Source organism: Myxococcus sp. CA033 (assembly GCF_013336625.1).
GTDB lineage: Bacteria > Myxococcota > Myxococcia > Myxococcales > Myxococcaceae > Myxococcus > Myxococcus llanfairpwllgwyngyllgogerychwyrndrobwllllantysiliogogogochensis.
This window is the reverse complement of sequence record NZ_JABUMU010000005.1, coordinates 377,001-397,065: the sequence shown is the minus strand read 5'-3', so window position 1 is coordinate 397,065 and position 20,065 is coordinate 377,001. Positions and strand designations below refer to the sequence as shown.

Here is a 20,065-nt window from a genome sequence, read left to right as displayed (position 1 = left end):
GAGTCCATGTCGAAGCCCGCCGTGTCGCCCGCCTTCGTCCAGCAGCTCAACTTCCTCGCCCGTGACGCGAGCAACGAGTCCGCGGCGCTCCAGGCCGCATTCTCGCTCGGGTTGCTCGACAAGCTTCCCCGGGGACCCGGCGCGGTGCCCGTGTCGCTGGACGCCCTGGCTCGACAGTTGGGAGCGAACTCGCGCGGAGTGCGCGCCGTCATCGAGCCCCTGGTGGGCCTGGGCTTCGTGCGGCTGGAGGAGGTGCGGGGCTACTCGCTCGCGGACGCGACGGCGGCCTTCCTCGCGCAGGACTCCTTCACCGCGCGGCTGCGGGACGTCCTCGATTGGTGGCATGTGGTGGCGAAGCTGCCGGAGGCGGTGCGCACGGGTGGCGCGGTGGATGGGCGCGACCTGCTCGGCTGGTACCGCGCGCTGTTCCTGGAGCCCTCGCCGCCCGCGCCCGGTCCGGAGGCGGAGGACTTTCATGACCGCTTCGCTCGCAACTTCGCGCGCACCCAGGCGCTGGTGACGGCGGCGGAGCTGGGCCTGCTGGCGCGGCTGGTGGAGTCATCCGCGCCGAAGGCCACGCTGGCGGCCGAGCTGGGCGCGCATCCGGAGGGGCTGGGCGTGCTGCTGGGCGTGCTGGCCACGCTGGACGTCACTCGCGAAGAGGACGGCCGCTGGGGCTTCACGGAGTCCGCGTCGCGGATGCTGGATGCGACGAGCCTGCCGTACTTCCAGCGCGCGCTGCCGGCGACCATGGCCTACTGGGAGGCTTTCGGGCACCTGGACGAGGCGGTGCGTGAGCATCGCTTCCGGTTGGACTTGAGGCAGCCCGAGACGGCGCGCCGCATCTACCAGGAGAACGCGTCGCGCATCTCCAGCATCTTCGCCTCGCATCTGCGGCTGAGTCGCAAGGCGGCGGAGCTGGTGGGTTCCATGCGCTCGCTCGCGGGCGCGCGAGTGCTGGACGTGGGCACGGGCTCCGGCGTGTGGGGCGCGGCCTTCGGGCTGGCGGCGCCCACGACGCACGTGACGTACCTGGACTCGCCCCATGTGCTGGACGCGGTGCGCCCGCACCTGACGAAGCTGAAGCTGGAGGCTCGCTCGCGGCTGTGGGAGGGCGACTGCCTCACGGTGGACTACGGCGAGGCGGAATACGACGTCATCCTCCTGCCGCAAATCATCCCCGCGCTGCCGCCCGAGGCCCTGCCGGGCTTCTTCGCGAAGCTCGCGCGGGCGCTGCGGCCCGGAGGGCTGCTGCTCATCTCGGGCTACCTGCTCACGGACCGGCGGGACGGGCCGCTCGACGCGCTCTACTTCTCGCTGCGGCGCTACGTGTCCAACGAGGGCGACGTGTTGTCCCTGCCGGAGTTCCGCGCGCTCCTGACGCCCGTGGGACTGTCGTCCGCGCGAGGCTTCGACATGCCCATCCAGCAAGTCGTCGTCGCCCATCGCGGTGATGTCGCCTGGCCCGTGGTCCCCAGCGCCGCCGTGACGGCCGCCTGAGTCTTCACTTCCGGAGTCGAGATGGAACCGCTGCGTTCATTCTTCATGGAGGACTACCTGGAGGGCTCGCGGTTCACCGCGCGCTACAACCTGGGAGAGTCCGGAGGCCGTCCCGTCACGGTGGGCGAGCTCTTGACGGGCTCGGGGGTGAGTGCCGCCCAGGCGTCGGAGGTCTTCCTGTCCACGCTCCTGCGCGACAGTCCGAACTGGGGGCGCGCGGACCTGCGGGATTTGGTGGCCGCCATGCACCCGGGCGCCACGCGGGACAACGTGCTCATCACCACCGGCACCAGCGAGGCGCTGCTGTTGCTGTTCCGTCAGCTCCGTCCGCGCAAGGTGGCGCTGGCGTGGCCCGCGTTCCAGCTCCTCTATGAGCTGCCCATGCAGCAGGGCGCGCAGTGGGTGAAGCTGCCCGTGCGTTGGAACGCCCAGGGCCAGCCGTCCATCGACGCGGCCGAGTGGCTGGCGTGCCTGGAGCGCGAGCGCCCGGACGCCGTCATCATCAACACCCCCCACAACCCGAGCGGCCTGGTGCTGGACGCGGACCTGCTGGGCGCGGTGACGGCGTGGGCCGAAGCCCATGGCGCCACGGTGGTGGGCGACGAGCACTATCGCTTCTTGTCCTCGGAGGACGCGGTGCTGGGGCCCACCGTCTGGCGGCCGGGCACGCGCTCGTTCGTCACGGGCTCGTTCATCAAGTGCCTGGGGTGTCCGGGGCTGCGCATCGGCTGGTGCGTGGGCGACACGAAGATGCTGGCGTTGATGCAGAACGAGAAGAACTACACGACGCACACGGTGAACCCGGTGACGGAGTGGATTTCGTACGAAGTCCTCAAGGACCTGCACAGCCCCGCGCTGCATCGCGCGCGCGAGGACTGGCTCCAGAACCGGCGCACGCTGGCCGCGTTCCTGGAGCGCTCGCGGGGCGTGTACGGCACCGCGCCGCAGGGCGGCCTCGTCACCTGCATCGGCGTGCGGGACGCCATGGAGCCGGCGGCGTTTTCTGCCCGGCTGGAGGCCCTGGCGGCCGCGGGCGTGTTCGTGCTGCCGCTGAGCGCCATGGAAGTTGGCGAGCCCCACGGCGCGCATCCCCTGGAGCGGGGGCACGGCTTCCGGCTGGGTTTGGGCGCGGCGCCGGCGCACTTCGCGGAGGCGCTCGAGGTGATTGAGCGGGCGACGGCCCGGTAGCGCTACCGCAGCAGCGCGGCGAAGGAGTGGTCGCGGGCGGAGTAGTCCGCGTCCTCCATCAGCATCTGGTGCACGCGGCCCTGGAACGCGGTGGGCACGGCGGGGAACAGATGGTGCGTCAGGTGGTACTGGTCATGCCGGGGGAACAGCACCCGGTTGAGCCAGCCCCACGCGAAGACGTGGTTGCGTGAGCGGTGGAACTCGTCCGGCGAGCCGATGACGCCCGCGTGGTCCACCGCGTCCGACCAGTAGCGGATGACCTGATACGGCACCAGGTACGGCAGCGCGTAGAAGAGGGCGAACGCCTTCCAGCCGATGCCCCACTGCGCCAGCGCCACCAGCCCCGCGAGGAAGGCCCACCGGGTGAGCGTCACCGCCCACGGGTCCGTGCGGTGGAAGAACACGGGCCGCAGGAAGGCGGGCAGGTGCATCAGCGACAGGGGCCGCAGCAGATGGTCCTTCACGAACGGCCGGTCCACCTCCGCGAAGCCGAAGCGGCGCCGGGAAGCGAAGTCCAAATCCTTCTGTGCGTCACCCAGGTGCAGGTGGTGCGTGAAGTGCTCGCGCGTGTACGGCTCCAGCGCTGTCAGGTCGATGACGGCCAGCAGGTGGCCGAAGACGCGGTTGCGGCGCTTGCCGCGCACGAACATGCCGTGACAGGCCTCATGCAGCATGTTGCCCAGCGCTCGGAAGCGCGTGCCGATGAAGAAGGCCGCCAGCGGGTAGAGCACCCAGCCCGCCAAGGGGTGGTCCGCCATCAACCGCGCCGTGCCCAGGGCCGCGGCTGCCGCCAGGCCCACGTGCAAGAGGAGATGTCCCACGCCCGCCGGCAACGAGTGCGAGTGGTAGCCCAGCGAGGCGACCCGCCGGGCGAACCGACCGCGCAGCTTCGTGGCGATGGACGCACCGCGCTCGCCCATTTCGGGCAAGGCCACGGAGCCTGGACTGTCCACCTTCGGCACGGCGCGCATCGGGACCTTTCAGGGGTCTGACTCGAACGCGAGGGAGGAGCGACGCTAGTCGGGGTGCCGCGCGACGAGCAAGCGAGCGGCCCGGATTCCCACGGGGACAGGCCCTGGGTGGAAGGCCCGTGACGCGGTGCGTGCTCAGTCCGCCAGCCGCGTGGGCAGGTTCACCCCGGGGCGCGCGGCGAAAATCATCTCCTGCGTGGGCAGGGGGATGCAGACGGAAGAGGACAGGCCCACCGCCTCCAGCAGCCGCGCGTACTCGGAGGCGGACAGCAGGTCGCCCTCGTTGGTCATGAACCGACGCAGGCCGAAGTACAGGTGGTCCAGGGGGCCGTCACGGCGCTCGTTGAGCACGTACTCGGCGATGAGCAGCACGCCGTCGGGCTTGAGGGCCCGGGCCACGCGCGCGAACAGGCCGGGCAGGCTCTCCGGCCTCAGGACGTTGAGCACCTGGGGCAGGATGATGACGTCGAAGGCGGCCTCCCCGAAGTCGTGGGTGAACAAGTCCCCGGGCCAGAAGCGCGCCCGGTCCGCCACCTGGAGCCGCTCCAGGTTTGCGCGCACCTGCTCGAGCACCACCGCCTGGTCGAAGTAGGTGACGTGGGTCGTCGGCGTCGCGCGTGCGAAGGCCGCGCCCCACACGCCGGAGCCCGTGCCGATGTCCAAGACTGACGCGCCCTCCAGCGGGTGCGCTTTCGAGAGCGTGGTGGCCGCCTTGCGACTGAGCTGGAAGTGCGACGCGAAGACCGCCGTAATCTGGTTGGAGTTGTCCGCGTAGAAGCGTCGGCTCACCTCCGGGTCCTTCAGGTCCAGGATGAAGCGCTCCTCGCGCACCGTCTCGTCCAGGCGCTCCAGCGCCTCCGTGTACTGCGCGGACACGCTCAGCGAGCGCACCATGTACGCCAGCGCCTTGCCGTCCAGCAGCCTCCGCGCCTCCGCGCTCAACCCGAAGGCCTCGCCCTCCCGCGTCGCGAGGCCCAGCTTCTCCAGCACCTCCACCACGACGCGCAGCCCGCCCGTACTCAGGTACGTGGCCGCGCCCAGCTCCGGCAACGTGCGCGGCGCCGACGCGAGCAGCTCCAGCAGGCCCAGCCGCCCGGAGGTGATGAGCACTTGCGTGCGCGCGCCGCTCCGGGCGAAGCGGTCGAAGAAGTCCTCCGCTTCCGTGCTGGAAGCGGGCGCCGCGGCCTCCAGGAACAGCGCGCGCAAGTGTCCGAGCACGTCCCAGCGCCTTCCCGCGTGCTGCACGGGCTCGCCGTGTTTCACCGCCTCGTCGAGCAGGGCCACCGGGCCCCCCCAGTCCTGCTCGGCCTCGAGCCGCTGGAGGAAGGCGCTGTCGCGCAGGAATGCCGCCGCGCCTTGCGTCAGGGCGAAGCGCCGCGCGTCATCGTCATCCCGTTGGGAGACGTAACCCAGACACACCAGCAGCTCGAGCAGGGCCCGCAGTCCTCGGGCGGAGGTCTCCGTGGCGGTGGCGAGTGCTTCGAGGGAACACGGAGTGGAGCTGCCCTGCACCGGAAGTGCGTCGAAGAGGCCCAGGCGCAGGGAGGCTCTCAGGAGCGCTGACTCGTTGGCGGCGTTGCGCGCCCAGAAATGGAGTGACTGCGCGAGGGAGGGGCTGGGGGAGGCCGTCATGCGCTGTCTCGGGAGAGGGAGGAGGCGGCGTGCAGCTTGGTCTGTCCTTCTCGCGTCGCGCAACCATCCAGGGCGTGTGGCTTGTATCGCTCCAAGGGGTTCTCTATCGTCCGGCCTCCACGTCCGGTCGAGGACGCCGCCCGCCCCGCCGGGGCGAGTGTGCAGGGTCCGCATCGCGAGGAGTCTCCAGTGACGTTGCTGTCGTTCGCGCTCCAGAGCGTCGTGGCCCGACCTCGGAGCTGGGTGGTGGCCCTGCTGGCGCTCGGCTCCGCGCTGCTGCTCACCCTGGGGTTCGCGATGGTGGCGGGCATCTCCGAGGGCACCCAGCGCAGCGTCATCGAGAGTGGAGCGGGCCACTTCCTCGTCTACAACTCCCAGTCCACCGAGTCCGCCGTGGTGGTGACGGGGCCCACGGGCGCACCCGTGCTGGTGCCGCTGCCCGACTATCCCGCCACCGAGGCCCGCGTGCGCGAGACGCCCGGGGTGAGCGACGTCGTGCCGCTGGAAGTGGGCATGGGCGCCACGTTTCGGGGCAACTACCTGGACGACAAGCTCTCCACCGCGCGTGCCGTGGCGCGTCAGCCCCCTTCGCCGGAGCGCGACGCCCGGCTGGCGAGGCTGGCGGCGGACCTGCAACGCACGCTGCTGGAAGTGGCGCGTGACGCGGACCGGCAGGCGGAGGCCTTCCTCACCGCCGACGAGGCGCGCATGGACCGCGCGGCGCTGGAGGAGGCGACGACGCCCGCCTTCTGGGAGCGCTTCGGCGCCCAGCCGCTCGCCGCGCTCGAATACCTGGAGAACCACGTCGCCCGGCAGGTGGGCGAGGGCGAATCCATCGACCTCGAGTACCTGGGCAGCGACTTGAATCAGTTCGTCCGCGCCTTCCCCCGCTTCGAGCTGGTGACGGGCACGCTGCCACCCCCGGGACACCGGGGCCTGCTCCTGGGGCACGGCCTGTACGAGCAGCGCTTCAAGCTGCCGGTCGCCGCGCGGCTGGATGAGCTGAAGCGGGAGCTGGACCGGGGCGCGTTGCTCGCGGAGGACGAGCGGCTGCGCACGCTGGTGGACCGCGCGTCGGCGGAGCTGCCGGACCTGCTGGCGCGCGTGGACGCGGAGCGCTCGGACGCCGCGCGCGCGGTGCTCACCCGCGTGCTGGGACACCCCGGAGAGGCGGAGGCCCTGTGGCGCGAGTTCCTGAAGTTGGATGACGCCAACTTCGCCACGCGTCACCAGCTCTTCTATGCGGAGCTGGCGCCGCTGTTGCCGCTGTACCGCGTGAAGCCCGGGGACACCGTGGTGCTCAAGGGCCTGGACTCACTCGTCAATGGTGTGCCGCTCAAGATTTGGGGCACGTACCGCTTCCGGGGGCTCGGCGGAGACTCCAGCCGCGTCAACACGCTCAGCCTCATGGACCTGGTGAGCGCGCGCTACCTGTCGGGCCGCCTGTCGCCGGAGCTGATGGAGGAGGCGAAGCGCGACGCCCAGTCGCTCGGCCTGGACTTCCTGCCGGAGTCGGAGGTGGAGCTGCTCAAGCCGGCCACCGTGGTGGAGGTCGAAACGCCGGAGAAGCCCTCGTCGGAGGTGCCCGACTTCCCGCGTGCCCGCGCCTGGCCGGAGACGTTCTCCGCGACGGAGCTGCGCGGAGGCAGCGTGCTCCAGGCCGCCGTGGTGGTGACGCCGGAGGCGAACCCGGAGGCGGTGGCCCTGGACGTCGTCCAGCGGGCGACGAGCGCGTCGGTGCCGCTGACGACGGTGGACTGGGAGGCGGCGGGCGGCTTCGTCAGCGAGGTGGTGGGCCTGACGCGGGTGGTGCTGCTCGGCTTCTCCGTCATGTTGTGTCTGTTCGTCGTGCTGGTCTCCGCCGGCACGCTGCTGCTCCTCGCGCAGGAGCGCGTGGGTGAGGTGGGGACGATGCGCGCGGTGGGAATGCAGCGGAGCGACGTCTTCGGCTCGCTGTTGACCGAGGGGTTGCTGCTGGGCGGGCTGGGCGCGGGCGTGGGCCTGGCCATCGCCGCGGCGCTGCTGTTCGGGACGATGGGAGACGGCATCGGCGTCACGGACGAGTCCCTCCAGTTCTTCATGGGCGGCCCGGTGCTGATGCCTCGGCTGTCCCTGGGGCAGGGCGCGGCGGTGTGGCTGGGCGTGGTGGGCGTGGTGGTGGTGGCGTCCCTGGTGCCCGCGTGGCGCGGCAGCTCGGTGCCTCCCGCCGTGGCGATGCGCAAGAGGGAGGACTGACCCATGCTCTCCCTCATCCAACTCGCCCTGCGCAACCTCTTCGCCCACCGGGAGCGGGCGCTCTTGCTGCTGGGCATCGCCGCCGCGGCCAGCGGCGTCATCGTCTCCGTGTCGTCGCTGTCAGCGGGAGTGGCCGCGGCCCAGCGCGAGGCCATCACCACGTTCATCAGTGGCGACCTGAATGTCGGCGGCTTCTTCAAGGTGCACCCGGACTCCATCGCCCCGGTGGTGGGCGACGCGGCGAAGGTGCGAGGCGTACTGGCGAAGAGCGTCCCGGAGGGCTGCTCGGTGCGCGAGCGTGGCCGCAGCTTCGCGCTGGCGGGCGCGGGCCGTCGCCGCACGGGCTCCTTCCTGGTGGGCATGGACGTCGTGGGAGAGCGCGGGGCGCTGGAGCGCTTCCGGGTGGCGTCCGGCAGCCTGGAGTCGCTGGCCCGGCCGCGCACCCTGGCCATCTCCACCACGCTGGCCGAGCGCCTCCAGGTCAAGCCAGGCGACATCGCCACCCTCTTCGCGCAGCCGGTGGGGGGAGGTCGCCGCAACGCGCTGGACGTGGAGGTGGTGGCCATCACCGAGAAGGCGGGCCTCTTGGGCGAGTCCGCGGGCCTGCTCGTCTCCAACGACACGCTGCGCGAGCTGGACGGCTACAAGCCGGGCTCCGCGGGTGTGTTGCAGTTGGTGTGCGGTGACACGCCGGTGGACGTGGACGCGCTGGGGGACACGCTGCGCGAGTCGCTGCGCGGCGCGGGCTTCGACGTGCTCCCCGCCACGAACGAGTCCTACGCGGAGAAGCAGATGCCCCTCTTGCGCGAGGGCTGGCGCGGACAGCGGCTGGACGTCAGCACCTGGGAGGACGAGTCCTCCTTCCTGTCCTTCGTCACGCTGGGCCTGGCCGCGCTGGCGGTGCTGGTGAGCGCGGTGGTGCTGGTGCTGGTGGTGATTGGCCTGTTCGTCGCGCTCAGCGTCGCGGTGCGGGAGCGCACGCGGGAGATTGGCACGCTGCGCGCCATGGGTATGCATCGCCGGAGCCTGGTGGCCCTGTTCCTCATGGAGGGGCTGCTCTTGGGGCTGGTGGGCTCGACGCTGGGCGCCGTGCTGGCCTCGGGCCTGTGCGTGGTGCTGCGCGGCGCGGTGCCGTTGCAGGGTGAGATTTCCAACCTGTTCTTCAGTGGCACGCTGCCCCTGGCGCCCAGCCTGGGCCTGGGCCTGCTGTCGGTGGTGCTCGTCACCATCGGCGCGGGGCTTGCCACCATCGTTCCCGCGGCGCGTGCCGCTTCGCTGACCCCGCGGTCCGCCATGGAGGCCCTGTGATGCCGACGTCCGTCCGCCGTCTCGCCGTCCTGCTCGCCGTCGTGCTCGCCCCCCTGGCCGGGGCCGAGGAGAAGGCTCCGAAACCGCCGGAGACGAAGGCCGCCCTGTCCGCGGAGGACGTGATTCGTCGCGTGGACGAGCGCATGGCGCTCAAGAGCGACTTCAAGAGCACGGTGCGCCTGCGCGAGAAGCGCAAGGACGGCTCGGAGGCGCTCCTGGAGATGCTGGTGTTCCGCCGCGACTCCTCGCGGGACCTGCTCATCTACATCACCAAGCCGCGCAACATGGCGGGTGGCGGCTACCTGCGCATCGGCCGCAACCTGTGGGAGTACGACCCGTCCGTGGGCCACTGGCAGCGCACCACGTCGCGCGGCAACATCGTCAACACCATCTCCTGTGAAGAGGACTTCGACCGCTCGCACCTGCTGGAGACCTACGAGGTGCAGGACGAGGGCGAGGAGGAGGCGGCGGGCACGAAGTTCCGCAAGCTGTTCCTCAAGGTGCGGCCGGGCATGGAGGCGTCCTTCCCGCAGCTGCGCATCTGGGTGGACCCCGACTTCAACATCGTCAAGCGCGTGGGCTACGCGCCCTCGGGCCGCACCCTGCGCACCGACATCATTCGCGGCTACCAGAAAATCAAGGACCCGGCCGCGGACAACCGGCCGGTGTTCCTGATGCGCGAGGTGCTCGAGGTGGAAGAGGCCGAGGGCACCCAGCTCACCGTGCGTTACGACGAGGTGGAGCTGGCGCCACTCAGCCCCAACATCTTCACGAAGACCTGGTTGGAAGGCCGCTTCCGCTGAGGAGCCCCTCCGCCAGGAGGTCCACTTCTGGCGGGTGAAGCACCGTGGCGTGTTCGCCCTCCAGCTCCACGACGTCCAGGTGCTCGGCGGGAAGGTGGCGCGTCCAACCCAGGAACGCGTCACCCACCTGCTGACGCACGGCCCGGCTGGTGAGCAGGCGCGGCCGCACCCGAGTCAGCGGGATGCTCCACGCGCGGGCCTGAGGCGTCAGCACCTCGCCCAGCACGCGCCAGATGCGAGCGAAGTCGCTGCCCCGGAAGTGCGGCGCCGCCGTGCCGCGCTCGCGGGCGCGCAAGGCCACGTGCTCCCACTGCTGGGGCCGGGGCATCGTGGACAGCTCCTGTTCCAGCGCCTCATCCCTCACGCCGAACTCGCTGGCCAGCACGAGCACCGGGTCCTCGCTGGAGGACGGAGTCACGGCCTGGATGGCCTCGGACGTGGCGGTGTCCACCATGCCAAGCAGCTCCACCGTCTCGCCCTGGGCCTCCAGCGCGGCGGCGACACCGAGGGCGGGATAGCCGCCGTAGGAGAAGCCCACCAGACGGTAGGGGCCCTGAGGCTGGAGGGCGCGGATGTCTCGGGTATAGGCCTCCACGCGTGCTTCCATCGTCGCGTGGCCGTGGCCTGACGCCAGCGTCTCCGGGGCCTGGATGCCGTAGCAGCGGAAGTGTGGCTCCAGCCGAGGCACCAGGTCCCGATAGTGGTGAACCTCGCCGTCGCCCGCGTGGAAGAGGAACAGGAGCGGCGTGCCCTCCGGCACTTGGGGACTCGCCAGCCGCACCGCGCTGGTGCGTCGGGGGCCTTCACGCATGAGCGCGAGGATGGCCTCGGCGGACTCGCCCAGGGTGGGGCTCTGGAAGAGGGTGGCCAGCGGCAGCGGCAGGCCCAGCTCCTCCTCCAGTCGTGCCAACAGGCGCATGGCCAGGATGGAGTCTCCGCCCAGCGCGAAGAAGTCGTCGCTGGCCTGCACGTCGGCGCGCCCCAGCGCCTCCTTCCACAGTCGTTGGAGCACCATCTCCAGCGTGGTGCGGAAGGGCGTCTCCAGCTTCGATTCTGAGGCGGGCTCGGACGACTCGGGAGCCACCAGCACGTCAGGGTCCGGCAGCGCCTTGCGGTCCACCTTGCCGTTGGCGTTGATGGGCAGCGCGTCCATCACCACGAAGGTGGCGGGCACCATGTAGCCGGGGAGCTGGGAGGCGACGTGCTGCCGGAACACGTCGGAGCGCGTGACGCCGGGCGCCTGGACGTAGGCGCACAGCGATGTCGTGCCCGCGGAGGACACGCGCGCGACGACGACGGCCTCCTGCACCTGGGGCTGGCGTCGCAGGCAGTTCTCAATCTCCGACAGCTCGATGCGGAAGCCGCGAATCTTCACCTGGTGGTCGGCGCGGCCGAGGAAGCGCAGGCGTCCATCCGGCAGCAGCCGGGCCAAATCTCCCGTGTGGTACATGCGCGCGCCGGGCGTGGACGAGAACGGGTCCGGCAGGAAGCGCTCGGAGGTGAGGTGCGGCGCGAGCAGGTAGCCGCGCGACAGCGCCGCTCCGCCGATGTACACGCGGCCGGGCAGGCCCGGAGGCACCGGCTCCAGGTGCTCGTCCAGCAGGTAGAAGCACACGCGCGGCATGGGCCGGCCAATGGGGAACGTGGCCGCCGTGCCCAGGCCCTCCTCACCGGGGATGTCGCAGGTGGCGGAGGTAATCGTGCACTCGGTGGGGCCGTAGACGTTCACCCACGGCGCGTGTCCACCGCCCACGCGCACCCAGGCCTCGAAGGTCTCCTTCTTGAGGACGTCACCACCCGGAGCGAGCAGCTTCAATCGCGCGGGCACGCGCTGGCCGAGCGCCTCCATCTGCCGAATCCACTCCTCGATGTACGTGGGCGGCAGGCTGATGATGGTGATGCCCGTCTCCTCCAGATACGGCGTCATCGTGTGCGCGGGGACGAGCCCGCTGCGCATCACCACCGTGCCACCCACGGCCAGGGGCGGGTACAGGTCCTCGGCGGCGGCGTCGAAGGTGAGCGGCGCGAACTGGAGCATCCGGTCGCCCTCCACCAGCCGGAAGCGTTTGGCGATGGCGACGTTGTGGTTCACCACGGAGCGGTGCTCCACCATGACGCCCTTGGGCTCGCCCGTGGAGCCGGAGGTGAAGACGATGTACGCCGTCTGCGAGTCGAGGACGCGACGCGGCCCGGGCTCCAGGTCATCCGTCACGGCCGCGGGCTGGGGCGCCACCTCCACATCCGCGACGAGCGGCACGTGGGCCTCCAGCACGTTTTCATCCACCCACAGCCGGCGCACCTCGGCGCGTTCCAGCACGTCGCGCTTGCGAGGCTCCGGCCAGTCCGCGTCCAGCGGCACGTAGGCTCCGCCCGCCTTGAGGATGCCGAGCAGCACCGCCATGGCCTGCGTGGAGGGCTCCATCACCACGCCCACGCGCTCCTCGGGTACCAGTCCCCGCGCGAGCAGGCGAGAGGCCAGCAGGTTGGCGCGAGCGTTGAGCTGGGCATAACTCCACGTAACGTCACCGTGCGCGACGGCGGGTGCGTGCGGCGTGCGGCGCACCTGGGCCTCGAAGAGGGTGTGGATGCAGGTGCCCGGCGCGATGTCCTGCGAGGGGCCCGCCAGCGCGGCGAGCACATCGGCGCGCTGGGCCGGTGACAGCATCGACAGCCGGGGCAGCGACACATCCGGCTCGCTCAGGGCGGAGGCGGCGAGCTGCTCGAAGGCGCGCGCGAAGCGCTCCCCTGTCTCCGGCGTGAAGAGGGCACCGTCCAGGGCGACGAAGCCCGCCAGCGCGCCCGAATCGCCCAGGGTGACGCTCACCACCACGTCATACGCGGGGATGACGCCGTCGACGTCCAGCTCCGCCACGGACAGTCCCTCCAGCTCGGGCAGTCCGGGACGCTCCGCCTGGAGCAGCGCCTGCGCGAGTCGGGGCGCGGCCCGGTCTCCATCCGGCTGCACCGTGTCCGCGATGCGCTTGAAGGGCACTTCCTGGTGCGTGGTGGCGTGGGCCACGACGTCGCGCACGCGGCCGAGCAGTGCCCGCAGCGACGGCGCGCCCGACACGTCCGTGCAGAGCGGAAGCACGTTGGCGAAGTAGCCCAGCAGCCTCTCCACCTGGGGCGTGGCTCGGCCGGAGAAGGGCGTGGCGACGACGACGTGGGCCTGTCCGCTGAGCCGGTGCAGCCACGCCTGCGTCAGCGCGAGCAGGACGCTGAAGGAGGAGACGCCTTCGCTCCGGGCGAGCGCGCGGATGGTGTCCGAGTGCTCCACCGACAGGGACACCGCCACGGCGCGCATGTTGTCGTTGAGCGCGGGCGCGCGGCGCGGGAAGTCCAGCGGAAGGTCCAACAGCGGCGGCGCATTCGCCAGGGCCTGCTTCCACGACGCGAGTCCTTCTTCGAGTCGCCGCAGCTGCTCGGGCTGCCGCTGCCAGACGGCGTAGTCGGTGTACTGGAGCGCCAGCGGAGCCAGCGTCACGGTGCGCCCGTGGACCGCGGCGTTCCAGGCGGTCGCAAGCTCCTCAGCAAAGGTGCCCAGGCCCACGCCGTCATTCACGGTGTGGCTGAAGGCAATCACCACGGCGTGGCGCGTGCCCGTCGCGTCCAGCTTCAGCAGCTCGAAGCGATACAGCGGGCCGTGCTCCAGGTCGAAGTGCTCGCGGTCCAGTCGCACCACGGCCTCGCGTGCGGTTTCCAGGGCGTGCGCGGCGGACAGGTGCGAGAGGTCCACGCGCGTGAGGACCGTGGCGCGCGAAGGCAGGACGCGGACGCGCAGCGCATCGCCGTGCTGGAAGAACGTGGAGCGCAGTGTCTCGTTGCGCTCCACCACGGCCGCGAGGGACTCCTCGAACCGGTCCGCGTCCAGCGCGCCCTCCAGCAGCAGGCCGAGCGTGAGGACATACGGAGGCGCCTGCGGAAGCTGGAGCGCGTACCAGAGCCGCTCCTGGACGAGCGACGGGGGCAGCACCTCCGGCCGGATGACGACGGTGGGGCCCTGCTGCATCGCGCGAGGCGCAGCGTCGATGAACGCCGCCACCGAGGCGATGGTGGGGTTCGCGAAGAACACCGACAGGGGCAGCTCGACTCCGAAGGCCTGACGCAGCCGCGCCACGAGTCGGGTCGCCGAGAGCGAGTGTCCGCCGTGCTCGAAGAAGTTCCCCTGTCGGGAGAGCTGCTCCAGTCCCAGCGCGTCCTGGAACATGCTCGCCACCTGTAGCTCCGTGGCGCCGCGGGGCGCATCGTCGCCCAGGGCGGACAGCTCCTGTCGAGGCAGCTCCCGCTGTGACAGCGCCTTGCGGTCCACCTTGCGCGACGTCGTGAGGGGCAGTGCGTCAATGGGAATGAAGGCCGAGGGCACCATGTGCTCGGGCAGGCGCTGACGCAGCCATGCGCGAAGCTCGTCGAGGGCGAGGGTGCCGGAGCTGGCGGATACGAGGAACGCCACCAGTCGCGTGCCGCCGCCCGCGTCGTCGCGAGGCACCACGGCGACCTCGCGCACGTCCGAGTGGCGCGCGAGCACGGCCTCGATTTCGCCGGGCTCCACGCGCATGCCACGTATCTTGAGCTGGGTGTCCAGTCGGCCCAGGTATTCGACCTGGCCGTCCCCGAGCCAGCGCACCCGGTCTCCCGTGCGGTAGAGCCGCTCGCCGGGCGTGGTGGCGAAGGGATTCGGGATGAAGCGCTCGGCTGTCAGGTCCGGGCGCTCCAGGTAGCCACGCGCCAGTCCGATGCTGCCGACGTACAGCTCACCCGGCACGCCAATCGGACTCGGCTCCAGGCGCGCGTCGAGCACATAGAGGCGGTTGTTGGTCAGGGGCTTGCCCACGGTGACGCGGGTGATGTCCGCCGCCGCGCCGGACGGCTGTCCGAGGCCGGGGAAGGTCGTGATGGTGGCGGCCACGGTGACTTCCGTGGGGCCGTAGGAGTTGAGCAGCGCGCGGCCCGGGGCCCAGCGCTGGGCCACCTCGACTGATAGGGGCTCGCCGCAGGAGATGATGAGCTGGAGGTGCTCCAGTCCCTCGACTTCGAGCTGGGCGAGGACCGTCGGCGTGAGCGCGCAGTCGGTGATGCGCTGCTCTCGCATCAGTGTGCGCAGCGGCAGGTCGGGCATCAGCCGCTCTCGGGGGGCCAGCACCAACGTGGCGCCGGAGAGCAGCGTGGAGAAGATCTCGCAGACCGAGCCATCGAAGGTCACGGAGGCGAACTGGAGGACCCTCCGGCCGGGCCGGAGCCCTTGCGCGTCGAGCAACGCGAGGGCGGTGTTGCACAGGCCCTGATGTGTCAGAAGCGCGCCCTTGGGGCGACCTGTCGAGCCCGAGGTGAAGATGACGTACGCGAGCTGGTCCCCCGCCGCGAGCGGTGGCAGGTCCTCCACCGGCTTGCGGGAGATCTCCGCCGCGTCGGTGTCGACGTACGCGGCCATGATGGGGACGGTGGAGAAGACGTGCCCCAGGGACTCGCGCGTCACCAGGACCCGCGCGCCCGAGTCGACGAGGAGCTGGGTGAGCCGCTCTGGCGGATGCACGGGGTCCAGCGGCACGTAGGCTCCGCCGGCCTTCAGCACGGCGAAAATGGACACGATGAGCTCGGGGCCGCGCTCCAGGCAGAGGGCGACGCGCTCCTCGGGCCCCACGCCGAGCTCCCTCAGGAAGCGGGCGAGCTGGGTGGAGCGGGCATGCAGCTCCCGGTACGAGAGCGTCTGGCCCTCGTAGCAGAGGGCCTCCGCGTCCGGCGTGCGTGAGACCTGCGCGGCGAAGCGGGAGACGACGTTGTCGTGTGCGTCCCGGGCGAGGGAGAAGTCGTTGAAGTCGACGAGCACCTTCCGGCGCTCCTCCTCCGTGAAGAGCGACAGTCGGCTCACGGGAGTCGAGGGTGCGAGCAGCGCGGCCTCGAGCAGGCTCACGTAGTTCGACACCATCCGCTCCGCGCTCTCGGCCTCGAACAGCGCGGTGGGATACTCGAGGTAGAAGCCGAAGCGGTCGCGGAACTCCTCGGCGGTGAGCATCACGTCATAGAGGCTGGCCGCCGAGCCGAGTCGAATCTGGTTCGCCTTCAGTCCCGGGAAGCCATCCGAGAGAACACGGGGACTGGGGTTCAGCTCGAACATCGCCTGCACGAGCGGCGCGTGAGAGAGGCTGCGCTCCACCTGGAGGGCATCCACGACTCGCTCGAAGGGAACCTCCTGATGGGCGAACGCCTCCAACGCCGTGGTCCGCGCGTGGTTCAGCAGCGTGAGGAAGGACGCCTCGGGGGCGATCTCCGTGCGCAGCGCCACGGTGTTGATGAACAGGCCGACCAGGGGCTCCACCGACGGATGGACCCGACCGGACACGGGCGTGCCCACGCACAAATCCAGCTGGCCGGTGTACCGGTGGAGCAGGGCGGCGAAGGCCGCGTACAGCGCGATGAAGGGGGTGACCTGCTGCTCGCGGCACAGCGTCCGCAGCGCCTCGGCGAGGTGCTCTGGCAGGGGATGGTGCCGCGTGAAGCCGCCTTCGTGACTGCGCCCGGGGTGCCGAGGCACATCCGTGGCCAGCTCCAAGACGGTGGAGGCTCCCTCCAGCTTGCGCCGCCAGTACTCCAGGTGGACGTCCTGACGTGCGACCAGGGCGGGCGAACGCTGCCAGGCCGCGACGTCCGCGAAGTCGAGCGCGAGGGGGCGGAGTGTCGGCGTGCGGTTCTCGACGAAGGCCGCGTAGGCCTCCGCCAGTTCGCGCAACACGATGTCCATGGACAGGCCGTCCACCACGATGTGGTGGAACACCAGCAGCAGGACGTGATGCTCCGGCGCGAGGTGGAACAGGTGGAAGCGGCACATCGGCCCCGTGTCCAGAGGGAAGGGGCGCTCCGACTCCTCCTTCAATCGGGACAGGAGGACCTGCCGCGTGGCCTCGTCACCGCCAGCCACCGTCGACAGGTCCTCACGGTCGAGCACTCGCGGCGGTACGGGCTGGAAGCTCACCCGCGGCCCACCCTCCGCGGCGATGAAGGTGGAGCGCAGCGCGGTGTGGCGCTCGAGCATGAAGACAAGCGCGGACTCCAGGGCCTCGGCGTCCAGCGGCCCACGCAGCTCGGTGGCCTCCGGAATGGCGAGGGACGCGGAGTCGGGCATGATCTGCTGGAGGAACCACATGCGCTCCTGCGAGAGCGACGACAGGGTGGGCGCATCCGCGCTCCGAGGCAGGGGCTCGGGGAGCGGAAGGGCCTGCCCCGGAGCCAGCTCCGAGAGCGCCCGCGCGACGCCCGCCACCGTGGGTGCCAGGAAGAGGGCCTTGAGCGGCAGCTCCTGACCCAGGGCCTGACGGATTCGCGACACCAACCGCGTGGCGCTCAGCGAATGGCCGCCCAGCGCGAAGAAGTCCGCGTCGCGAGAGACGCTCTCCAGGCCGAGCACCTGGCAGAAGAAGCTCGCGAGCAACTGCTCCAGCGGTCCCTTCGGTGGCGCTTCGCTGGCGCCTCTCGTGGACTCGGTCTCCGGGAGCGGGAGCGCGGTGAGCGCCCTCCGGTCCACCTTCCCTGACGGCGTCAGCGGCAGCGCGTCCAGCACGACGAAGGCCGAGGGGACCATGGCCTCGGGGAGCAGGGTCTTGAGCGCCGCGCGCGACGTCGCGGCTTCTTCCGCTCGCCCCTCACGCGCGACGACGTAGGCGATGAGGCGCGCGTCGTTGTGCGCCGTTGCCCGTGCCAGGACAACGGCGTCACGCACGGAAGGCAGCCGCCGCAGCGTGGCTTCAATCTCCTCCAGCTCGATGCGCTGCCCGCGCACCTTCACCTGGAAGTCGGTGCGGCCCAGGTACTCCAGCGTGCCGTCGCCGCGCCAGCGGGCCAGGTCTCCCGTGCGATAGAGGCTGGCGCCGGGCAGGTCGAACGGGTCCGGGATGAAGCGCTCGGCGGTGAGCTCCGGACGACGCCAGTACCCGCGCCCCACCTGGATGCCGCCGATGAAGAGCTCACCCTGAACACCCACGGGGACGGGCCGTCCCGAGGAGTCGAGGACGAGGAGGTGGGTATTCGCCACCGGGCGACCGATGGGCACGCTCGTGCGCGTGTCGCCTCGGCGGCAGCTCCAGTGCGTCACGTCCACCGCGGCCTCGGTGGGGCCGTAGAGGTTGTGGACTTCCGTCGCGGGAAGCCGCTCGTGGGCGCGTTGGACCAGGTCCGCGGAGAGGGCCTCGCCGCTGCACACCAGCACGCGCAGGTCCTTGAAGGACTCCTGCCAGGGCTCCTCGAGGAAGGCCCCCAGCATGGATGGAACGAAGTGCGCGATGGTGATGCGCTCGGCGGCCAGCAGTCGCGCGAGATAGGCGGGCTCGCGGTGTCCACCCGGCCGCGCCAACACCAGCCGCGCGCCCACGGTGAGCGGCCAGAACAGCTCCCAGACCGAGACGTCGAAGCTGGTCGGCGTCTTCTGGAGGACGCTGTCACCCGGGGCGAGCGCGTGGACCTGGTGCATCCACGTCAGGCGATTGACGACCGCGCGATGCGCGTTCATCGCGCCCTTGGGACGGCCCGTGCTTCCCGAGGTGAAGATGACGTAAGCGAGCGAGTCCGGGTGCGGCCGGCTCGCGACCCGTGTGTTCGGGAGGCTCGCGAGCCGCGGGGTTTCCGCGTCGAGGAGGACCGTGTGTCCTTCGTGCTGAGGCAGGTGGCTGACGAGGTCCTGACGAGTGATGACGACCGGAGCCGCGCCGTCCTGGAGCATGCCGGCCAGTCGCTCGCGAGGAAGCTCCGGGTCCAGTGGCAGGTACGCCGCGCCCGACTTGAGGATGCCCACCAGGGCGATGACGAGCTCGAGTGAGCGCTCCAGGAACACGCCGACGAGGACCTCGGGGCCCGCGCCGAGTGACTGGAGGTGCCGCGCGAGCTGATTGGCCCGTGCCTCCAATTCACCGTACGTGACGTGGTGTCCCTCGAAGGTCAGCGCGCACAGGTCGGGAGTGCGCTCCGCCTGGGCTTCGATGAGCGAGACGAGCGTCGCGTTCGCATCGTACTCCCTCCGCGTGTCGTTGAAGTCGCGGAGCACCTGTCGGCGTGCGTCGACATCGAGGAGCGAGAGGTGGGCGACCTGCTGGCTCGGAGCGCCGAGTGCGTCCTCGAGCAGGTGGACATAGTGGGACAGCAGGCGCTCGATGGTGGGCGCCTCGAAGAGGTCGGTGCTGTACTGGAAGGACAGCTCGTGGCCCTGGGGGCTCTCCGTGACGGTGAGGGCCAGCTCGGACTGGGTGTTCAGTCCGTCGACGACGATGGGGCGGGCCTGGAGCCCGGGGAAGGTGTCGGCGAGCGTGCTCTCCGCGTGCTCCCAGAAGAAGCCCACCTGGAACAGCGGGGAGTGCGCGAGGCTGCGCTCGACCTGGAGGGCCTCGACGACTCGCTCGAAGGGCGCGTCCTGGTGCGTGAAGGCTTCCAGGGCCGTGGTCCGCGTGCTCGCCAGCAGCTCCGCGAAGGTGGTCCCCGGAGCGAACCGCGTGCGCAGGACGACGGTGTTGGTGAAGAGGCCGACGAGGTCTTCGAGCGCGGGATGGGGACGGCCGGAGACCGGCGTGCCCACGGACACGTCATCCTGTCCCGAGTGCCGATGCAGCAACGCGCTGAGCGCCGCGCCGAGGACCATGAAGGGCGTGACCTGGTGCTCGCGACACACCTTCGTGAGCGCCTGCTCCAGCGCGGGGGACAGTCGGTGGAAGCGACTGAGCGCGCCTGTGTCTCCGAGGACAGAGGGCCGGGGCTTGTCGGTGGGCAGGGATAGGAAAGCGGGAGCACCGGCGAGCTGGTGCTTCCAGTACTCGAGGTGGGCGCCTTCGCGCTCCCGGACAGGGGCTGAGTGCTGCCAGGCCGCCACGTCAGCGTAGTCGAGCGGGAGCTGGGGCAGCGCGGGCATCCGCTGCTGACCGAGGGCCGCGTAGGCCTGGGACAGCTCGTGCAAGAGGATGTCGATGCTCAGGCCATCGACCACGATGTGGTGCAGCACGAGCAGGAGGACATGATGCTCGGGCGCGAGGCGGAACAGGCGGAAGCGATAGAGCGGTCCCTGCTCCAGTGACATGGCGCGAGTCGCTTCTTCGCGCAGCCGCTGGTGGAGCAAGGGGCTGTCACCGTCCAACGCCGGAAGGTCTTCGACCTGGAGCAGCTCCACGGGAATGGAGCCCCGTCGAGGAACCGGTCGTCCGTCCTCCGCGACGAGCGTGGTCCGCAGCACCGGGTGGCGCTCCAAGAGCAACCGCAGCGCGCCATCGAGTGCAGGCACATCGAGCGGACCGCGCAGCTCCACGGCCTCGGGGATGTTGTAGGCGCGAAGCTCCGGCTGGAGCTGGTGGAGGAACCAGAGGCGCTCCTGGGCGAAGGAGGCGCGAGGAGGGAGGGAGGAGGGAGAGGGGTTGGGGAGAGGGAGGGCAGGCGCGTGGTGCTGAGCGAGTGTGGCGGCCA

8 protein-coding genes are annotated in these 20,065 nt (G+C 70.8%); 5 read left to right on the top strand and 3 right to left on the bottom strand.

Going from position 1 to position 20,065, the window contains the following annotated elements; all coding sequences use genetic code 11:
• The first annotated feature begins 6 nt into the window (after positions 1-6).
• Positions 7-1,500, top strand: coding sequence for a class I SAM-dependent methyltransferase (locus HUA78_RS16660; protein ID WP_174476703.1), 1,494 nt, complete (start codon positions 7-9; stop codon positions 1,498-1,500).
• A gap of 21 nt (positions 1,501-1,521) precedes the next feature.
• Positions 1,522-2,688, top strand: a complete 1,167-nt coding sequence (locus HUA78_RS16655; RefSeq protein ID WP_174456478.1) for a pyridoxal phosphate-dependent aminotransferase — start codon at positions 1,522-1,524, stop codon at positions 2,686-2,688.
• Positions 2,689-2,690: 2 nt separating this feature from the next.
• Here HUA78_RS16655 and HUA78_RS16650 read toward each other — a convergent pair whose 3' ends face one another.
• Both HUA78_RS16650 and HUA78_RS16645 read right to left on the bottom strand, forming a co-directional pair.
• Positions 2,691-3,623: a fatty acid desaturase gene (locus HUA78_RS16650; protein WP_371745598.1), complete on the bottom strand. Its 933-nt coding sequence runs from the start codon at positions 3,621-3,623 to the stop codon at positions 2,691-2,693.
• A gap of 171 nt (positions 3,624-3,794) precedes the next feature.
• Positions 3,795-5,291 (bottom strand): class I SAM-dependent methyltransferase, encoded by a 1,497-nt coding sequence (locus HUA78_RS16645; protein WP_174476701.1) that lies wholly within the window; start codon positions 5,289-5,291, stop codon positions 3,795-3,797.
• Positions 5,292-5,480: 189 nt separating this feature from the next.
• Here HUA78_RS16645 and HUA78_RS16640 point away from each other — a divergent pair, with 189 nt between their 5' ends.
• Genes HUA78_RS16640 through HUA78_RS16630 form a run of 3 tightly spaced genes read left to right on the top strand, consistent with a single transcriptional unit; the run spans position 5,481 to position 9,637 of the window.
• Positions 5,481-7,526 carry an FtsX-like permease family protein gene (locus tag HUA78_RS16640; protein WP_174476700.1) on the top strand — a complete coding sequence of 682 codons (2,046 nt, stop codon included), beginning with the start codon at positions 5,481-5,483 and terminating at the stop codon, positions 7,524-7,526.
• 3 nt (positions 7,527-7,529) lie between these two features.
• Positions 7,530-8,834 (top strand): ABC transporter permease, encoded by a 1,305-nt coding sequence (locus tag HUA78_RS16635; protein WP_174476699.1) that lies wholly within the window; start codon positions 7,530-7,532, stop codon positions 8,832-8,834.
• The gene (locus HUA78_RS16630; protein ID WP_174462789.1) at positions 8,834-9,637 is read left to right on the top strand and encodes an outer membrane lipoprotein-sorting protein; all 804 of its coding nucleotides are present in this window, start codon (positions 8,834-8,836) and stop codon (positions 9,635-9,637) included. The genes HUA78_RS16635 and HUA78_RS16630 overlap by 1 nt, the downstream gene beginning before the upstream one ends.
• On the opposite strand, the gene HUA78_RS16625 is transcribed toward HUA78_RS16630, so the two are convergent.
• On the bottom strand, positions 9,603-20,065 hold a 10,463-nt coding region (locus HUA78_RS16625), incomplete at its 5' end, for a non-ribosomal peptide synthetase (RefSeq protein WP_174476698.1). The two genes, HUA78_RS16630 and HUA78_RS16625, sit on opposite strands and share 35 nt — an antisense overlap.